Here is a 15,722-nt window from a genome sequence, read left to right on the forward strand (position 1 = left end):
GTCGTACCGATGAATATTCCAAACCTGCTCACCGTTCTACGCGTCCTGCTCATCCCGATCTTCATCCTGCTGTTCTATGTGCCCTATCACTGGAGCTACATGGCCGCCAGCACGGTGTTCGCCATCGCCGCCGCCACCGACTGGCTGGATGGCTACCTGGCGCGTCGCCTGCAGCAGAGCACGCCCTTCGGCGCCTTCCTCGACCCCGTGGCCGACAAGCTGATGGTGGCCGTGGCCCTGGTGTTGCTGGTGCAGGTGCACGCCAACTTCTGGCTGACCCTGCCGGCAGCGGTAATCATCGGCCGTGAAATCGTCGTTTCGGCATTGCGCGAGTGGATGGCCGAACTGGGCGCGCGGGCGCATGTGGCGGTATCCAGCCTTGGCAAGTGGAAGACCGCGGCGCAGATGCTGGCGCTGGTGATCCTGCTGGCCAACCCGCCGGTGGTAAGCTTCTGGGTCGTGTTGGGCTACGGCCTGCTGTTGGTGGCGGCGGCGCTGACCCTGTGGTCGATGGTGCACTACCTGCTTGCTGCCTGGCCGCACCTGCGCGAAGGCTCCGAGCAAAAATAAAACTTTTTTGAATCAAGGGGTTGACGCCGTTTTAGATATCGCTAGAATGGCACCCATCACGACGCGGGAATAGCTCAGTTGGTAGAGCACGACCTTGCCAAGGTCGGGGTCGCGAGTTCGAGTCTCGTTTCCCGCTCCAAATATCGGTCTACAGAGTTCCATGGGAGTCTGTAAGTCCTTGAAAATAGACGCTTCGGCGTCTTTTTTCGTTCCAGCCAAGTCTGCCTGAATCTACCAGCAGCCACGCAATTTAAGTACATTTTTCAGTGGCAGAGCGCTGGGCCGCTGGGCTGTGTCGCCGGTCACGACCTGCTGGATTTGGCGCTGCGTGAGAACAACGATTTTCTGCTCGGCTGGTACCGGCATCACGTGTCACGCCGTGAGGAGAGCGAAGCGTTCCTGCACACGCTTGGGAATCCGGTGGTTGGCTGTCTGGTTCTGGCCATCGTCACCGGTGTGCTCTCGCTGACCACGGCGCTGGGTGACTCCGTCATGGTATCCGCCATGAACGCGCTGCACGATTACGCCTTGCCAGTCACGCTCGTCCTGATGGTCGCCAGTGGCGCCTTGCTCAAGCACGCCTGGTTCCCGGCGTACGCGCTGCACTGGATCTGCTATCCGCCGCTGGACCTTGAGCAGCGAGAAGGTACGCAAGGCGCGTGATCGGCACTGACAGTGCTATCGCCCAAGGCGGCAAGGTGCAGGCGCTCTGTCAGCCACATGAGCCCTGCAGCCTTTTGATAGCACTCCTTGATGGACAGGCTGACGTGTGGCCGAAACAGTGCCAGATAGCTTCGGGTGGCCCCACCATGCAGAGGCTGCACCCAGCCGTGGCGAAGCCCCAGTTCCTGCGCCTCGGACCAGAAGACTGGGGCCTTGGCAAACACCTTCGGTTCCCAGATCAACGGAATGTCTGAGCGTTGAAGGTAAGCGTCTCGAAAATCCAACGCAGCTTGAACGATCACGTCCCCGTCCAGCAGTAGGTTTCCCGACCTGACCTCGTGATTAGGACCCGTGTACCTGAAACTATAGAAATGGAACCCCAAAGACTCCGCAAGCAAAGGCAGTTCCTTGAGCAGTGCTGGAAGCTCTCGCAAGCGCTTCCAGTCCTCTTCTGTCCTGTTGAACACCGAACCTCCCTGCAGGAATGCCCCTAACCCGTGTTCCTTGTCGGAAAAGTTGAACTAATCGATCAAGTATAGAGTCGGGCCGAGATTCCGGAAATAAACAGGATGTTTAGCGGTGTTGTTTCGACCATGCTGTACACGAGCTAGAGGAAAAAGCTGGGAAATTCGTGCTCTAGGTCCTGCGGCAACGGAGCGCGCATCTGCCTGAGGATCTTGTCCGTGAAGATGGGCAGGTAATGCAGCCAGAGATGATCGCGAAGCCCTTGGTGAATGGCCTCGTGAATCATGATTTCAAACAGGCGGATGCCAGCGTAGGCATTGCTGCAGCGCCTGACATTTCTGCCAGTAGGCATGTAGCGCCAACCGCTTTAGGGTCATGGTGAGAGAGGTGCAGACCTGAGCGGTTTGAAGAACGCGGCTCAGGCACTTCCTGATACCGACATGGACGTGGCGGACATGAGCCTATGTGGTTTTTGCATATGCTGATCTTGGCGGCTGCAGTGTTGAGCTGCGCCAAGGCAGAAGGGGCGCTGAGGATTGATGGCTTGGCGCCGAAGGCGCACGGGTATGTCCACGATGTGCATCAGCAATGCATGCAGGTACAGGGCATGGGTGAGTTCCCGCCAACCGTAGTCGTCAACGGGAGCGACCTCCCCGCGCATCGCGTCGAGCGACACGCACGCAGCCTGTGCTTCAGCTTGGGCAAGGGCAGCCCCAGTGGTCCGATCTGGCTGCGACAGGCAGGCCGTACCAGCAACGCGGTCTGGTTTACCGCACAGCGGAGTTCAGTACGTGCGTCAGCCAAAGGACATCTGGTGAAAATTGCGGATCGCGTCGTGACAGCTGTTGATCTGGTCAGCTTGATCCTGTCTGAAGACCTCGATGGGCTTGAGCAGGCGAGGCGTATCGCTCGTCGCGACGACCTTGAAATCGTCGGTGCGATCCCTGCTTTGAATGTCTTCCAGTTCCGCCTGCCAGCAAGGACATTGGCTGAGCGCAATGAAATCGTGAGCAGATTGCAGGCTGACAGCGCCGTCATGGGTGTCGTGGTGGAGGACGATAACCTGGAGGCGCTGGAAGATCCCGAACGAGAGATCGAACCACCTGACCATCAAGGGTGGGTCGCCAACAATGTTCAGCAAGCGATAGACGTTTATGAGGATTACCTGCGTGGGCACGTCCGCAGCCATGTGCCACGCCGTGTAAGGGTCGGGGTAATCGAGAAGGGAGTGAATTTTGATTCGACCGACTTTTTGATGTTTACACGCCCTTGTACCCATGTCGGGGCCTGCCTGTACGCCCGCCACAGCCTCGCCGCCAATGCGCATGGCTCAGTTGTGTCGGGCATCCTCGCCGCACGCGTTTATCAAGCTGGAAATCTAGCGCTGCTCAGTCGTTTGGGCGCGGTAGGCGGTCGCTTCGACATCATTGTTGACCGGGGTGCCGCTGCTGGGGTTACGGCTCGTATCGCCGCTTCAGCGAACTTGGTGGAAGATGGGGTACGAGTGCTCAATTGGAGTTGGGGTGTACATCGCATGGGAACGCTGAATTTCAAAGGCGAACCTATCGATGTGAATGTGCGTTCGAATTTGGCTATGGCCGGTTACCAACTCCTGCTGGAGCGCTTTTTTCATTGGCTGGAACGCCAGCACCCGAATGTTCTTGTCATCAACTCTGCCGGAAACAGTGCCTCAACGACGGATGACCACCTGCCGGCATCGTTGGCGTTTGATCAACTTTTAGTGGTTGGTGGACATCAACGCAGCCGAATCCATGTGAACGTGGCTGACCCACGCTTTGCAACGCCACGGCGCAGTTCGAACGTGGGCGCCCGTATCGACATCAGCGCGGCCGCTTGTCCGAATCCCCCTCGATCCACCCTGCCGAGGGCCGGCCGTGGTGGTGGTTGTGGCACCTCTTATGCTGCGGCGCTGGTGACTGGCGTGGCGGCGGCGATGGTTTCCATCAACCCGGAACTCACACCGAAGCAGATCAAACGCCTGTTGCGCCAAAGTGCACTGCCGATGTCGGCTGGAACTGCAACCCGTATTGAGCCGACTCGCCCCATCAAGGCCGGGAGGCGGTCGGAGTCTGGTGTTTCTGCGGTGGGCCAGTTCGCCCGGTTGGACATGTTGCAGGCGCTGAAGCTTGCAATCGAGAGTCACCCTGGAGAGTCATCTGAGTAACATGGCAAGTGCAAGGAGCAGACCACTCGGAAGCTGTTGCAAGCCCCCCTGGGAAGATGCCCTTTTTCGTTTCTGTCAAACGCACTTTTTCCTCATTTAAGAAACCGCAGCCGCCCTTGGCCTGATTGCTGAGGGCAAACGGCGCGATCTGAGTAGACGGTGGCAGACCTTTCCCATGGGATGTTTGCGCACCCTCCGATCATTGCTGGCGAAATGCTGCCTGTCATTTTTGTCAGTAGACGCAGTACCTTGGCAACTGCTTGACTGGAAGCCTCGCCGCTGGAGCGGTGCCATCATTCAAGGGACTGAATCAATGCGCCTGCTGATCGCTATCTTACTTTTGCTGACAACCGCCTGGGCAAACAGCGCCGTTGCATTGGATGCCAATGAGGATGCGTACGTAGACGCACCGCCAACGCGTTACCTTGTGTACGCCGTTACCTGGCAACCCACGTTCTGCAGAATGAGACCCACAACCGCAGGTTGTGCCCAACCGCCTCAGCGCTTTATGACTCACGGGATCTGGCCGTACAGCGAGGGTATTGGTGACCGCACGAATCGCCATCCACAGTTCTGCACAACCTCTCCTGCCTGCAATAAGGAGGCATGCTCGATGGGAGATGAGGACATGAAAGCAGTGCTCTCCAATGGGCCCCTGCGGGCGCTCGTGACCCGTGAACCAGAAGGTATGTTTGCGCATGAGTGGAAGAAGCATGGCACTTGTGCTGGCAAGATGATGCAGAGCTATTTCCAAGATTTCGTAGAGCTCAGGAAGGTGGTAGCCATAAAGGGGGAGGGCGATCCAGACTACCAACGCAATCAAGGCAAACAGGAGGCGTTTGACAGGATGGTCGGCCACGAAACAGATTTCTCTGACATTCGTAAGGTCTTCCCGGCCAATACTGCATTTCGTTGCTACAAGGATGCGGAAGATGGCAAACAGTATCTCCACGAAGTTTTCTACTTGATTGACAGTCAGGGCCAACCCTACGAGCAAGAAGAAAACCTGCAAATCGGCGTTCAGTGTGCGGAGCAGAAAACCTGGATTCCGCGCGGAATACTCTGATTTCGGGTGTTGGATCCCTATTGCATACCCGGCGAGGCCTGCCCCGCCACGCCGATGGTTGTCATTTCACTCAAATCCGCGTCGATCCAGGGGCATCCGGCCTTTTTCAGTCCCGAGATTACATCACCCTCGGCCATTGAATGCGCGCCGGATGCAGGATTGCCTGCGCTGCAGGCGTTCGGCCACTAGTACAAGCGTGCTAATCGACCTTGGCGAGGCAGCTTTCGTATAGTCCGTGCCGGATTACAGACATCGGGACAGGACTTCCATGAAAGACAGATTTCTATCCTCAAGCCGCTGGTTGGCCATCCTGGCCATGGCTTGCAGCGCGCCGGCCATGGCCGCTCAAGCGCCGGGTGACTACTGGATCATCTACGGCAAAGGGGAGCGCCTGCACAACGAAGTGTACGTTGCCGACAGTGCCGGCATCCTGCAAAAGGCGGGTGGCGTACAGTCGGCGCAGGTCATGCAGCTGTTCGAAGACCCCGCCTATCCAACCCTCGTCGCCTATGAAGTACAGGTGAAGTGTAAACAGCGCCAGATACGCCTGGACAGCGCCCGGGCGATACGGCGCTTCGACGGCGCAGTGAAGGATGTAAAAACCAATGCCCGCAACTGGGTCGCACCGAAAGACTACTGGTTGAAGCGCACCTTCGCCTTTGTTTGCGCCCCTGAAAATCGAGCACGCAATCAGATGCTGTCGATTGGCAAGATGCCTCCCACCCAGATGGTCGCAACTGTCCAGGCCATGTTCATCCAGTTGGTAGGTGTGCAAGCCAACAGCCAGGCGGTGCAAGAGTTGGACGACATGCTGAGCAAAAGCCCTTGAAGACCCTCCGGATTCGGCTGCTCGGGCTGATGCTGCTTACCCTCACCGGGTGTATTCCGACCCTGCCGGAGCTGCGTGCCAGCCATCAATGGCAGGGGCGTGACGCCAAACAGGCGATTGACTTCTTCGGCCCGCCCGGGCGCATGGAGCCTTTGCCTGATGGTGCTGGGGTGCAACTGGGCTGGTATCGCGACACCACGTATGTGCGCAAGGAGGTCGTGGGCAGCACCGCTGAAATGCAGGGCAACGTGATGGTCCATACCAACTACTGGGATGACGTGACCCATCCGGGTGGCTGCACGATCCTGATGAGGGTGGACAAGGCACGGCTGATCAGCGATTTCTCCACGAAGGGGCGTTGTAACGGCGTGAGTCTGGCGCCCTAGTCCTTTTTGGGGAGGTGTGCGTGCTTGCCTGCAGTAATCACGCATCCCGAGCAGTTCAGGTTGACTCGACAGGTGTGGCCGAGGGCGACGGCGAGCTGCCTGGTCGGGTTTCAGGCAATGCCACCAGCACCAGCACGAAGGCGACTGCGGCAATGGCCGCCAGGGCAAGAAACGCTGCATCGTAGCCAGCGGCCTGCAGCACCAGCCCGGCGATTCCAGGGCTCAGCGCCGCGCCCAGCCCGAACGTCGCCGTCAGCGCGCCGAGGCTGACATTGAAGCGCCCGCTGCCTTCGGTCAGGTCCTTGACCACGATGGGCAACAGTGCGCCGAAGATGCCCGCGCCAATACCGTCGAGCAATTGCACGCCTACCAGCCAGAACGGGTTGTCGGAAACCAGATAAAGCGCACCCCGTATCGGCAGGATGAGAAAGCCGGCCTGCAGGAACGGCTTGCGCCCCCATTGCTCGGCCTTGGCGCCGACCAGCAGCGCCATCGGCACCATCACCAATTGCGCCGCGACAATGCAGGCAGAGGTGAGCGGGGTGGCCAGGCGCAGGTCAATCTGTGACAGCTTCTGGCTCACCAGTGGCAGCATCGCTGCGTTGGCAAGGTGAAACAGCGCGCAGCACACGGCGAAGATCAACAGCGTGCGGTTGTGCAGCAGCAGCTTCAGCCCGGCAGGGTGGTCAGCCGCCATCGGGCCATGGCCAAGGCCGCGAGCCAGTTGGTGGTCGATGGCCGCAGCGGGTACCCGGACCGTGGCCACGATGCTGGCCACGGTCATGACCGCCATCAGGTAGAACACCACCACCGGGCCGAACAGGTACGCCAGGCCGCCGGCCAGCAGCGCCGAGCAGGCATTGCCGGCGTGGTTGAACGTTTCGTTGCGCCCGACCCGGCGGGTGAATGCCTTCGGGCCGGTGATGCCAAGCGATATGGCGGCAATCGCTGGCGCGAACACCGAGCCTGCCAGGGCCGCGACCGTCTGGGTCAAGGCTACCCCGGCGAACGACGAGATCCACGGTAGCAGCAGGCAACTGCCGGTCACCAGCAGGGCGGCGATCACCACCACCGCGCGCTTGGCCCTGGTGCTGTCGATCAACGCTCCGGCCGGCGTTTGCGCCAGCAGCGCGACGATGCCCGCCAGGCTCATCACCAGGCCGATGCTAGCTGCTTGCCACTGGTGCACGGCAAGCAGGTAGATGGCCAGGTACGGCCCCAGGCCGTCGCGTACGTCGGCCAGGAAGAAATTCAGCCAGTCCAGGGCACGGTGATGTGAGGCGAGGGGCTTTGAAGGGGTCAACGATGCAATCTCGTGAAAGCCATGGGCGCTATCGGCAGCCAAATTGCGCGGGGCCGTCCGCTCTCGTCAAGGACCGGCAGTGTAGCCGATAGGTTCCTGACCCTGGCCCAAGGCAGGATCGCCGCCATCGGCAGCCACGCATTAGCAGCATGGCAGATTGAGACTATAGTAACGTCTTAAAAGCCGGGTCAGTGGGTGCCATGTCTACGATCGATCTGTCGTCCTCGCATAGTCTTCGCAAACGCGTGTTGTTGGCTGGGGCGCTGAATATCGGCTCCATCGTGGCCTCCCAGGTCATACGCCTGGGCGGCAACCTGATCATCACCCGCTTGCTGTTGCCAGAGATGTTCGGCCTCATGGCCATTGCCACCACGGTTTCGGTGTTGCTGCTGTTGCTGTCCGATGTCGGCCTGCGGCAGAACATCATCCAGAGCCCCCGCGGCGACGAGCCGCTGTTCCTCAACACGATCTGGTCGCTGCAGATCATTCGCGGCCTTGGGCTGTTCGTGGTGATGCAACTGGTGGCGTTGGCCTCCTGGGTGTCCCAGCACTTTGCAATGTGGCCGGCACATTCCACCTACGCCGCCCCGGAGTTGCCTGCGGTGCTGGCTGTCACTGGCTTTTTCGCGATCATCTTTGCCTTCCAGTCGACCAAGATCGATGTGGCCATCCGCACCTTCCAGCAGAAAAAGGTGGTGCTGGTCGAGCTGGTATCGCAAATCGCCGGCCTGGTGGTGATGCTGGTGATCGGCTACCTCACGCGGTCCATCTGGGCGCTGGTGGCTGCGGGTCTGGTCTCGACCCTGGTCACCACGGTGCTCAGCCACCTGATCTTCCCAGGCCACAGGGACCGCCCGCAATGGGACCCGGCCGCGCTGCGCGAGATCGTCAACTACGGCCGCTGGGTGTTCCTGTCGTCTGCGGTCGGCGTACTGGCCATGCAGGGGGACCGGATCTGGTTCGGCGGCAGCATGACGGTGGCGCAGCTGGGGGTGTATTCGATTGCGGTGGGCATTCTGGCAGCCTTCCAGCTCAGCCTGCAGCGGCTGGCCGGGGCAGTGGCCTTGCCGGCCTTCAGCGAGGCGGCCAGGACCGGTGACATGGACCGCCTGCGCCACCTGTATTTCCGTTTCAGGCTGATCTTCGATGTGCTGACCCTGTTCACCTGCGGCTTCCTGTTCACTGCCAGCCCGCTGATCATCCACTGGCTTTATGACGCCCGGTATCAGGAGGCCGGGCAGATGATGGCGATCCTGTCGTTGTCGCTGTTCACCTTGCGCTACGGCCTGACGCAACAGATATGGATGGCCCTCGGGCTGACCAAGTACATGGCCATGGACAACATCATTCGGGTGGTAGCGCTGTTCACCCTGATGCCGTTGCTGCTGGCCATCGGCGGGGTGACCTATGCGTTGTGGGGCGTGGCCCTGCACACCTTCTTCACGCTGTTCCTGATCTTCAAGGTCAGCCACCAGCTGGGCATGCTGAGCATCAAGCGGGAGCTGGTGGTGCTGCCAGTCATGGTATTTGGCGCCCTTTGTGGCCAGTTCATCAGCCATCTGTTCGCCTTCTGATCGGCTGCGCCAAGGACCTGAACGATGAATGTGATCGACTTTTTTGATCGGACCCGAATCATCAACATCCCGTCCAGAACGGATCGCCGCGAAGAAACCGAGGCCGAATTCGCCCGCAACGGCTTCCACATCGATGACGAAAAGATCGGCTTCTTCCCAGCTGTGACGCCCACTGACCAACAGGGCTTCCCCAGCATCGGCGCCCGGGGCTGCTTCATGAGCCATATGCAGATACTGGAAGAAGCCGTGCGCCTGAATGTCGACAACATCCTCATCATGGAAGACGACATCCAGTTTTCCCGGCGCATCGGCCCGTTTGGCAAAAAGGCCATCGAATCCCTGCAAGGCATGGACTGGGACATCGCCTACCTCGGCCATTCCTGCGAGGGCAATTCCGATAACCCCGGCTGGGCACCGGTTGATCGTCCCATCCACCTGTCGCACTTCTATGCGGTGAACGGCAAGAGCGTGGGCAAACTGCGTGACTTTCTTGCGCAGGTTCTGCAGCGCCCGCCCGGGCACCCGGACGGTGGGCCGATGCACTATGACGCGGCCCTCAATACGCTGATCCACACCGACAAGAACATCCAGGCCTACTACTTCACCTGGAACCTGGGCTACCAGAGGCCTTCGCGCACCGACCTGCATGCCCTGTCGATATTTGACCGGCTGGCGCTGCTGCGGCCGATGATGGCCCTCTACCGGCGCTTGAAGGCAGAAAAACTCAGGCGAACCCGCTAGCCGGCGTCACCTGCCTGTCATGCGAAGTTGATAGTGTGCGGGTCCCTTTTCGTGGCACAAGGTGTGCAACACGGTGTATCCCGGCACGACCCGCAAGCCGTTCATGCTCCGCTCCAGCGACATGCGCAGCGACGAATTCGCCGCCTTGTTCACCCAGCTTTACGGCAACCTGTATGCCGACATGCCGCCGCTGGGCGATGGCATTGCCATCGGTGGCGTCTATGGCCGCTTCGACGGCATGAGCGTGCGACGCATGCATTATCAGGGCGACTTCACCCTCGTCCTGCCAACACCGCAGGACGAAATCACCTTTGTGCTGCCCACTGCGGGCAAGATCATTTTCGACCACCGCGGCGAGTCGATCGGCGGTGCTCAGGTGGGCCTGGCGGTGGACAAGCTCGACATCCGCTCGGTGCGCATCACCGACGGGCATGCTCAATGCGGCATGTCGATTCGCCGTGGCGCGTTCGCCGAACGGCTGTCGACCCTGCTCGAACAACCCTTGCCTGCGCCGATTCGCTTTACGCCACAGGTTGACCTGGGCAACTGCGCACTGCCTGGCATCCGGGCCTTGCTCGAACTGGCAACCGGAACCGAGTTCGATCAACTGATCAACACGGGCCTGCTGATGCCTGTGCGCTTGCAGGAGATGCTGGTCGACGCGCTGCTGGAAACCTGGCCACACAACTACAGCGAGGCGTTGCGCAGCCCGGTGCCAGCCATTGCGCCGCGGCATGTGAAACTGGCCATGGCCTACCTGCGCGAACACCCGGCCAGGCAGGTCAGTGGTAGCGAGCTGGCGGGGTTGGCCAATGTCAGCCTGCGTGCGTTGCAGGAGGGCTTCCGGCGTTTTGCCGGCACGTCGATCGTCGGCTATCAGCGGCAAGTTCGGCTGGAGCAGGCGCGAGCGGTGCTGGCGCGCGGGGAGGGCGGGTCGGTGGCGGAGGTTGCCTTGCGCCATGGTTTCAGCAATGCCGGGCGGTTTGCCCAGTACTTCAAGCTTGCCTTCGGGATCAACCCCGCCGATCTGCGGCGCCGATAGTCGGGGCCGCCCAGCGGCCCCATGATCTTCAGAACGCGTAGCTGCCCTTGAGGCTGCCACTGACCCCATGGCTGTCACCCCCACCCATGGCTGCCACCTCGGCCCCGACACTCAGCGCCCCAAGGTTGGCCATCAGGTTGACGCCGCCGGTGAACTGGTCGCGATTGTCGAAGGCCGCCCGCTGCGCGATATCAAGCCCCAGCAAATGGCCTTCGCTGTCGACCTGGCGGTCGCCCAGCACATGCTCGTAACCCACCTCGACGCCTGGCACCAGCTGCCAGCTGCCCATGGCGACTGGCGCGAACGAGGCCTGGAGGTTGGCCACGGCGGTGCGTCGGGTTTGTTGCAGGTCATCGACCTGCAGGGCCAGCTCGCTGCCTTTCTCGGTGAAACCCTCCACCTCAACGCGACTGACCCGCAGCCCCAGGCTCGGCTCCAGCAGCAGGGCGGCGGTGGGCAGGCGATAGCCCAGTGTCAGGCTGCCGCCAGCCAGCGTGCCATGGCTGTCGCCCTTCGCCGTGCCCAGGCCGCCACCGAGCTCACGCTTGCTGGAATAGTCGAGCCAGCCGGCGCTGGCATCGGCGTCGATGAACAGGCCACGTTCCAGGCCATTGGGCGCAAAGCGCGCCCCCAGGCTGAGGAAGGTCAGGTCGGTGTCCGCCTCGCCACCGGCCCCGCCGACATTGCCATTGCTGTAGCCGAAACCGGCATGGGCGCTGAGCTGCTCGGAGAAGCGCTGGGTCAGCCCGACCATCAGCCCCTGGCTGTGCTCGTTGCTGCTGGCCGCGCGGGAGGAACCGTCGGTGCCCAGGTAGCCGGTCAGCGCAGTGCTCCACAGGCGCGACTGGCCGACCTTGAGGTCGGGGCCATCGGCAAACGGCGCGGCCGCACGGTCGATCATCGCCCCTTGGCGCAGCAGGAAGCTGGCGGCGTCGGCATGCACCTGGCCCCCCACGGTCGACTCGACGCGCCCCAGCGTGCCAGCGTCGATGGCTGACTGCAGGTAGTAGTTGTAGGCGCTGTAGGTGCCCGACAACGGGGTGTCCTGCAACTGCCCCAGCAGCTGTGCACCGGCAGCTGCGTTGCCCAGCAGGCCGGCTTCGCCTGGCAGCGTGCCGTAGCGCACCATCTTGCCGCGCAGCACATAGAGGGTTTCTTGCGACAGCCCAAGGCCTGCCTTGAGGTAATTGTCCATGGTCCCGTACTCGGCGGTGACCTCATCCAGCCCAGCCTGCAGATAGCTGGCTTCGACACCGAGCAGCGGCGCGTAGATGGCGGCCATGCTCGCCGGCATGGCCGCCAGCGTCGCCGCCACGCGCGTGGCGGTGTAGTCGTTGGTGGCCAGGTAGTTGTTCATGATGGTCGCTTCGTCGACCCCGGCAATGCTCAGCAGCACGGCCGCGGTCCAGCCGGTGCGGTCCTTGCCTGCGGTGCAGTGGAACAGCGCGGCACCGTCGGCGTTGGCCAGTTCGTTGAACAGCACGCTGAACTGCCCGCGCATGCCGGCATCGCTGACGAAGGCGCGGTTGGTGTCCTGCATCATCGCCCGCGCCTGGGCTGCGCTGATGAACGAGATGTTGGTGATGTTCGAGCCCGAGGTGGTGCTGCCGATTATGTCGATGTTGGTGTAGCTGGCGCCTGCTGGCAGGGTGTCGGGCGTGCTGGCGATTTCGCTGGGGGTGCGCAGGTCGTAGACATTGCTGATGCCAAGGCCGTTGAGGATTGCGAGGTCGGCCGCCGTAGGGGTCAGGGCGTTGGAGCGGTAGAACACCCCGCTACGCATGACGCCATCATGGCCGGTGGTATAGGCGCTGGTGGTGCCGGCTATATCGCGGAAATTGTCGATGCCGGCCAGGCGCGGCGTGTCGAGTGAGTCGGCGGCATGCGCAGCGGAAACGGCCAGGGTGAGCAGGGACACGGAGCAGAACAGACGTTGCAACACGGAAGTAGCCTCGATCAGGTGCGTTGGGCTGGCTACTGTCGGCGGGCAACATGAAACTGAATGTTACAAGTAGCCGCGCAGCGTAAATGGCTGCGCGTTCTGTCCATTGTGAGCGTTTTTTGGCTACGCCGCCCCCAACAGGCCGGTACAGACCGCGTGGCTCTCCAGGATCCGGGCGTAATCCAGTGCCAGGTTGCTCAACGACAATGCATGCACATCCTCGGCAGGCCAGAGCCGGCCTTGCCAGTCTTGCTGGTCGAAGGTGAAGCAGGCGTCTGCCACGACCACGACATCGAAACCGAGATTGCCTGCCGAGCGCGCCGTGGATTCCACCGAGTTGTTGGTGATGACGCCGGCAATCACCAGTTCGCCGATGCCGCGAACGTGCAGCCAGCGCTCCAGGCCCGAGTTGGCGAAAGCGTCCGGTACATGCTTGTCGAACACCGTTTCGCTGGCCAGTGGTGTAAACGCCGGCTGGAACTCACAGCCCGCCTGGCCTGGCCAGAATACCGAGTCGGGTGAGCGGGACACATGCCGCACATGCACGATGGGCCGCCCTCCCAGGCGCCATGCCGCGAGCAGTTCGCCCATGCGCAATTCGGCCTCAGGGTTGTTGCGTCGGCCCAGGCGTGGGTGATGGATACCGACCTGCAGGTCGATCAGCAACAATGCGGCATTGGCGGCGATAGCAGTCATGCGAGGCTCCTTTGTCTGCGAGCATCTGACCCTAGCACAGGCGACAGTGTGGGAGGCGAGCGGGTCATCTGATCTGCTTTTTTTCCTTGAACCTGAATCTGTAACCGTATCAGCCTGACGCGCACAATGCTGTTCGTCCCTGCTATCACAATGAAGAGGTTCCGATGGGCAAGCTCGCGCTGTTTCTGGGTGGCTTTCTGCTGTTGACCGTTCTGATCGGCTTGTTGGGCACCATTCCGCCAAGCTGATTCTTCTCACCCCTTTCGGCCCGTCTGCCTCGTTGGACGGGCCAGACTGCTGCCAGATCCTGATGGTCCTCCCCCGGCTGCACCGCTGGACGTTGTCTCGGCGATCACTGTGCGATAAGTCCTTAATTGTCCGAGGAAATCTGTCCACAAAAAACGTGGGTAGGTCTGTGGATAAAGTTCTGCAGGCCAGGTAATTTGCGGGCTCTGTTAAATTGAGCAGAAATTGAGCAGCCTCTACCTGGCGCGTTCAGAGGCGGCTGAGCCGGCCTGGCGCAAGGCCAGCAGCAACTCACGCACGCGCGCTGGCAGCTCGCCAGAGGGGTACACCGCGTGCATCTGCGGGTCCTGGCCGGTGCTTGAGGTCAGCCGGTAATCCGCGCATACCCGCACCAGGCGTCCCGCCTTCACCTGTGCTTCTGCCACCCAGTCTGCCAGGCGTGCGATGCCGGCCCCGGCCAAGGTGCTGTGGTACACCGCGTCGCCAGAGCCCAGGCGCAAGCGCGGATGAGGGCGCAGGCTGGTGATCTGGCCGTCACGGCAGAAATGCCAGGCTTTGAGGATGCGCGGCGCGGTGTGCAGGATCAGGGCATGCTGGTCCAGCTGCTCGGGCCGTTCCGGCATGCCGGCGCGGGCGACGTAGGCCGGGCTGGCATACAAGTGGCGGTGATAGCGCCACAGTGGGTACCCAATCAGTTCGCTGGACTGCGCAAAGGCGCCGCGGACCACGAAATCGAACTTGCCGTGCAACGGGTCGAAGGCGGCATCGCCGTATTGCACGTCGAGGGTCACTTGCGGATGGCGCTGGCTGAAACTGGCCAGCACACCCGGCAATACGTGCTCGCCGAGCAGTTGCGGCGCGGCAAAGCGCACCCAGCCTTGCGCAGTACCTGTGAGCGCAGCCAGTTCATCGGCCGCGTCGCGTTGCACATCCAGCAAGCGCTCGGCATGGGGCAGCAGGCGTTCACCGGCTTCGGTTAGCGTAACCGCGTTGGCGTTCCGGTTGAGCAGCTTGCACCCGCTGTTGTCCTCCAGGGTTTGCACCGCGCGGGTTACTGCGCTGGGCGAACGGCCCAGGGCACGGGCGGCGGCGACGAAGCTGCGCTTGTGCGCAACACTGACGAATGCCTGGATTTCGCGCAGCATGTTCAATGCCATGGAGTGCTCCTGATTGCAGTTTTCGCAATGCGGCATTTCAACACAAGCGCGCTGGATTGATTAGCCTTGCGGTCTGTTTTCACTGCCAGGACCGCACCATGATGGATATCGCCGTACTTTCTCTGTTCGCTTTCGCTGCCGGCCTGATCGATGCCGCCGTCGGTGGCGGCGGGCTGATTCAGATCCCGGCGCTGTTCAACGTGCTGCCCACGGCGCAGCCGGCGGCGCTGCTGGGCAGCAACAAGCTGGCCTCGGTGTGCGGCACGGCCTTTGCGGCTCGCTCATTCATTCGCAAGGTGACCCTGGACTGGGGATTGATCGTGCCGGCAGCGCTCAGTGCCTTTGTCATGTCGTTTGCCGGAGCGGCCACGGTTTCGCGAGTTCCGCCGAGCGTGATGCGCCCGGCGGTGCTGGTGCTGATCGTGCTGATGGCGATCTACACCTTTTGCAAGAAGGACTTTGGCACCTTGCACAAGCCGGCCAGGATCGGCCGCCGGGAGCAGTGCCTGGCGGTGCTGATCGGCGGTGCGATCGGCTTCTATGACGGCTTGTTCGGCCCGGGCACCGGCAGTTTCCTGATCTTCCTGTTCATCCGCTTCTTTGCCCTCGACTTCCTGCATGCCTCGGCATCGGCGAAAGTGGTCAACATCGCCACCAACCTGGCAGCGCTGGTGTTCTTCGTGCCGTCGGGCAATGTGCTTTACGCCATCGCCCTGCCGATGGCTGCGTGCAATATCCTCGGTGCGCTGACCGGGATCTGGCTGGCGGTGCGCAAGGGCGCGGGCTTTGTGCGCGGGCTGTTCCTGATCCTGCTGTGCGTACTGATCGCCAAGCTGTCCTGGGACCTGCTGAACTGA

At 61.6% G+C, this 15,722-nt stretch carries 15 protein-coding genes and 1 tRNA gene; 11 read left to right on the plus strand and 5 right to left on the minus strand.

Features of this window, described 5'->3' with window-relative positions; translation table 11 throughout:
* Positions 1–9: 9 nt before the first annotated feature.
* From pgsA to APH33_RS09675, 3 genes are all read left to right on the plus strand, one after another.
* Complete coding sequence (gene pgsA, locus APH33_RS09665) at positions 10–570, plus strand: CDP-diacylglycerol--glycerol-3-phosphate 3-phosphatidyltransferase (protein ID WP_027920568.1); 561 nt, start codon at positions 10–12, stop codon at positions 568–570.
* A gap of 63 nt (positions 571–633) precedes the next feature.
* Positions 634–709: transfer RNA gene (locus APH33_RS09670), tRNA-Gly, on the plus strand.
* 179 nt (positions 710–888) lie between these two features.
* Entirely contained in the window at positions 889–1,233 is a 345-nt protein-coding gene (locus APH33_RS09675) for a hypothetical protein (RefSeq protein ID WP_054884912.1), read from the plus strand.
* Here the strand turns inward: APH33_RS09675 and APH33_RS27945 are convergent.
* Complete coding sequence (locus tag APH33_RS27945; protein ID WP_082433533.1) at positions 1,185–1,700, minus strand: autoinducer binding domain-containing protein; 516 nt, start codon at positions 1,698–1,700, stop codon at positions 1,185–1,187. The two genes, APH33_RS09675 and APH33_RS27945, sit on opposite strands and share 49 nt — an antisense overlap.
* Before the next feature lie 461 nt (positions 1,701–2,161).
* Between APH33_RS27945 and APH33_RS09690 the strand changes: the two genes are divergently transcribed.
* The 4 genes from APH33_RS09690 (at position 2,162) to APH33_RS09705 (ending at position 6,164) form a co-directional block, all read left to right on the plus strand.
* Positions 2,162–3,883 (plus strand): S8/S53 family peptidase, encoded by a 1,722-nt coding sequence (locus tag APH33_RS09690; RefSeq protein WP_256218607.1) that lies wholly within the window; start codon positions 2,162–2,164, stop codon positions 3,881–3,883.
* Between the two features lie 313 nt (positions 3,884–4,196).
* The gene (locus APH33_RS26530) at positions 4,197–4,949 is read left to right on the plus strand and encodes a hypothetical protein (RefSeq protein ID WP_177332381.1); all 753 of its coding nucleotides are present in this window, start codon (positions 4,197–4,199) and stop codon (positions 4,947–4,949) included.
* Positions 4,950–5,217: 268 nt separating this feature from the next.
* Positions 5,218–5,778 (plus strand): hypothetical protein, encoded by a 561-nt coding sequence (locus APH33_RS09700; RefSeq protein WP_054884916.1) that lies wholly within the window; start codon positions 5,218–5,220, stop codon positions 5,776–5,778.
* Positions 5,775–6,164 carry a hypothetical protein gene (locus APH33_RS09705; protein ID WP_082433537.1) on the plus strand — a complete coding sequence of 130 codons (390 nt, stop codon included), beginning with the start codon at positions 5,775–5,777 and terminating at the stop codon, positions 6,162–6,164. Before APH33_RS09700 ends, APH33_RS09705 begins: the two co-directional genes overlap by 4 nt.
* Before the next feature lie 55 nt (positions 6,165–6,219).
* Here APH33_RS09705 and APH33_RS09710 read toward each other — a convergent pair whose 3' ends face one another.
* The gene (locus APH33_RS09710) at positions 6,220–7,467 is read right to left on the minus strand and encodes an MFS transporter (protein WP_054884917.1); all 1,248 of its coding nucleotides are present in this window, start codon (positions 7,465–7,467) and stop codon (positions 6,220–6,222) included.
* Between the two features lie 200 nt (positions 7,468–7,667).
* Between APH33_RS09710 and APH33_RS09715 the strand changes: the two genes are divergently transcribed.
* The 3 genes from APH33_RS09715 to APH33_RS09725 all read left to right on the plus strand — a co-directional run bounded on the left by APH33_RS09715 (position 7,668) and on the right by APH33_RS09725 (position 10,824).
* Positions 7,668–9,041, plus strand: coding sequence for an oligosaccharide flippase family protein (locus tag APH33_RS09715; RefSeq protein ID WP_054884980.1), 1,374 nt, complete (start codon positions 7,668–7,670; stop codon positions 9,039–9,041).
* 24 nt (positions 9,042–9,065) lie between these two features.
* Positions 9,066–9,782, plus strand: a complete 717-nt coding sequence (locus tag APH33_RS09720) for a glycosyltransferase family 25 protein (protein ID WP_054884918.1) — start codon at positions 9,066–9,068, stop codon at positions 9,780–9,782.
* Positions 9,783–9,885: 103 nt separating this feature from the next.
* Positions 9,886–10,824 carry a helix-turn-helix transcriptional regulator gene (locus APH33_RS09725; protein WP_371263245.1) on the plus strand — a complete coding sequence of 313 codons (939 nt, stop codon included), beginning with the start codon at positions 9,886–9,888 and terminating at the stop codon, positions 10,822–10,824.
* Positions 10,825–10,852: 28 nt separating this feature from the next.
* On the opposite strand, the gene APH33_RS09730 is transcribed toward APH33_RS09725, so the two are convergent.
* The 3 genes from APH33_RS09730 to APH33_RS09740 form a co-directional block, all read right to left on the minus strand.
* A complete protein-coding gene (locus APH33_RS09730; RefSeq protein ID WP_054884920.1) occupies positions 10,853–12,766 on the minus strand; it encodes a tyrosine-protein phosphatase in 1,914 nt (637 codons plus the stop codon).
* Between the two features lie 123 nt (positions 12,767–12,889).
* Positions 12,890–13,462: a cysteine hydrolase family protein gene (locus APH33_RS09735; RefSeq protein WP_054884921.1), complete on the minus strand. Its 573-nt coding sequence runs from the start codon at positions 13,460–13,462 to the stop codon at positions 12,890–12,892.
* A gap of 482 nt (positions 13,463–13,944) precedes the next feature.
* A complete protein-coding gene (locus APH33_RS09740) occupies positions 13,945–14,865 on the minus strand; it encodes a LysR family transcriptional regulator (RefSeq protein ID WP_054884922.1) in 921 nt (306 codons plus the stop codon).
* A 98-nt stretch (positions 14,866–14,963) separates the two neighbouring features.
* Between APH33_RS09740 and APH33_RS09745 the strand changes: the two genes are divergently transcribed.
* Positions 14,964–15,722: a TSUP family transporter gene (locus APH33_RS09745; protein ID WP_054884923.1), complete on the plus strand. Its 759-nt coding sequence runs from the start codon at positions 14,964–14,966 to the stop codon at positions 15,720–15,722.

The organism is Pseudomonas sp. NBRC 111130 (assembly GCF_001320485.1).
In the GTDB taxonomy this organism is placed as follows: domain Bacteria; phylum Pseudomonadota; class Gammaproteobacteria; order Pseudomonadales; family Pseudomonadaceae; genus Aquipseudomonas; species Aquipseudomonas vlassakiae.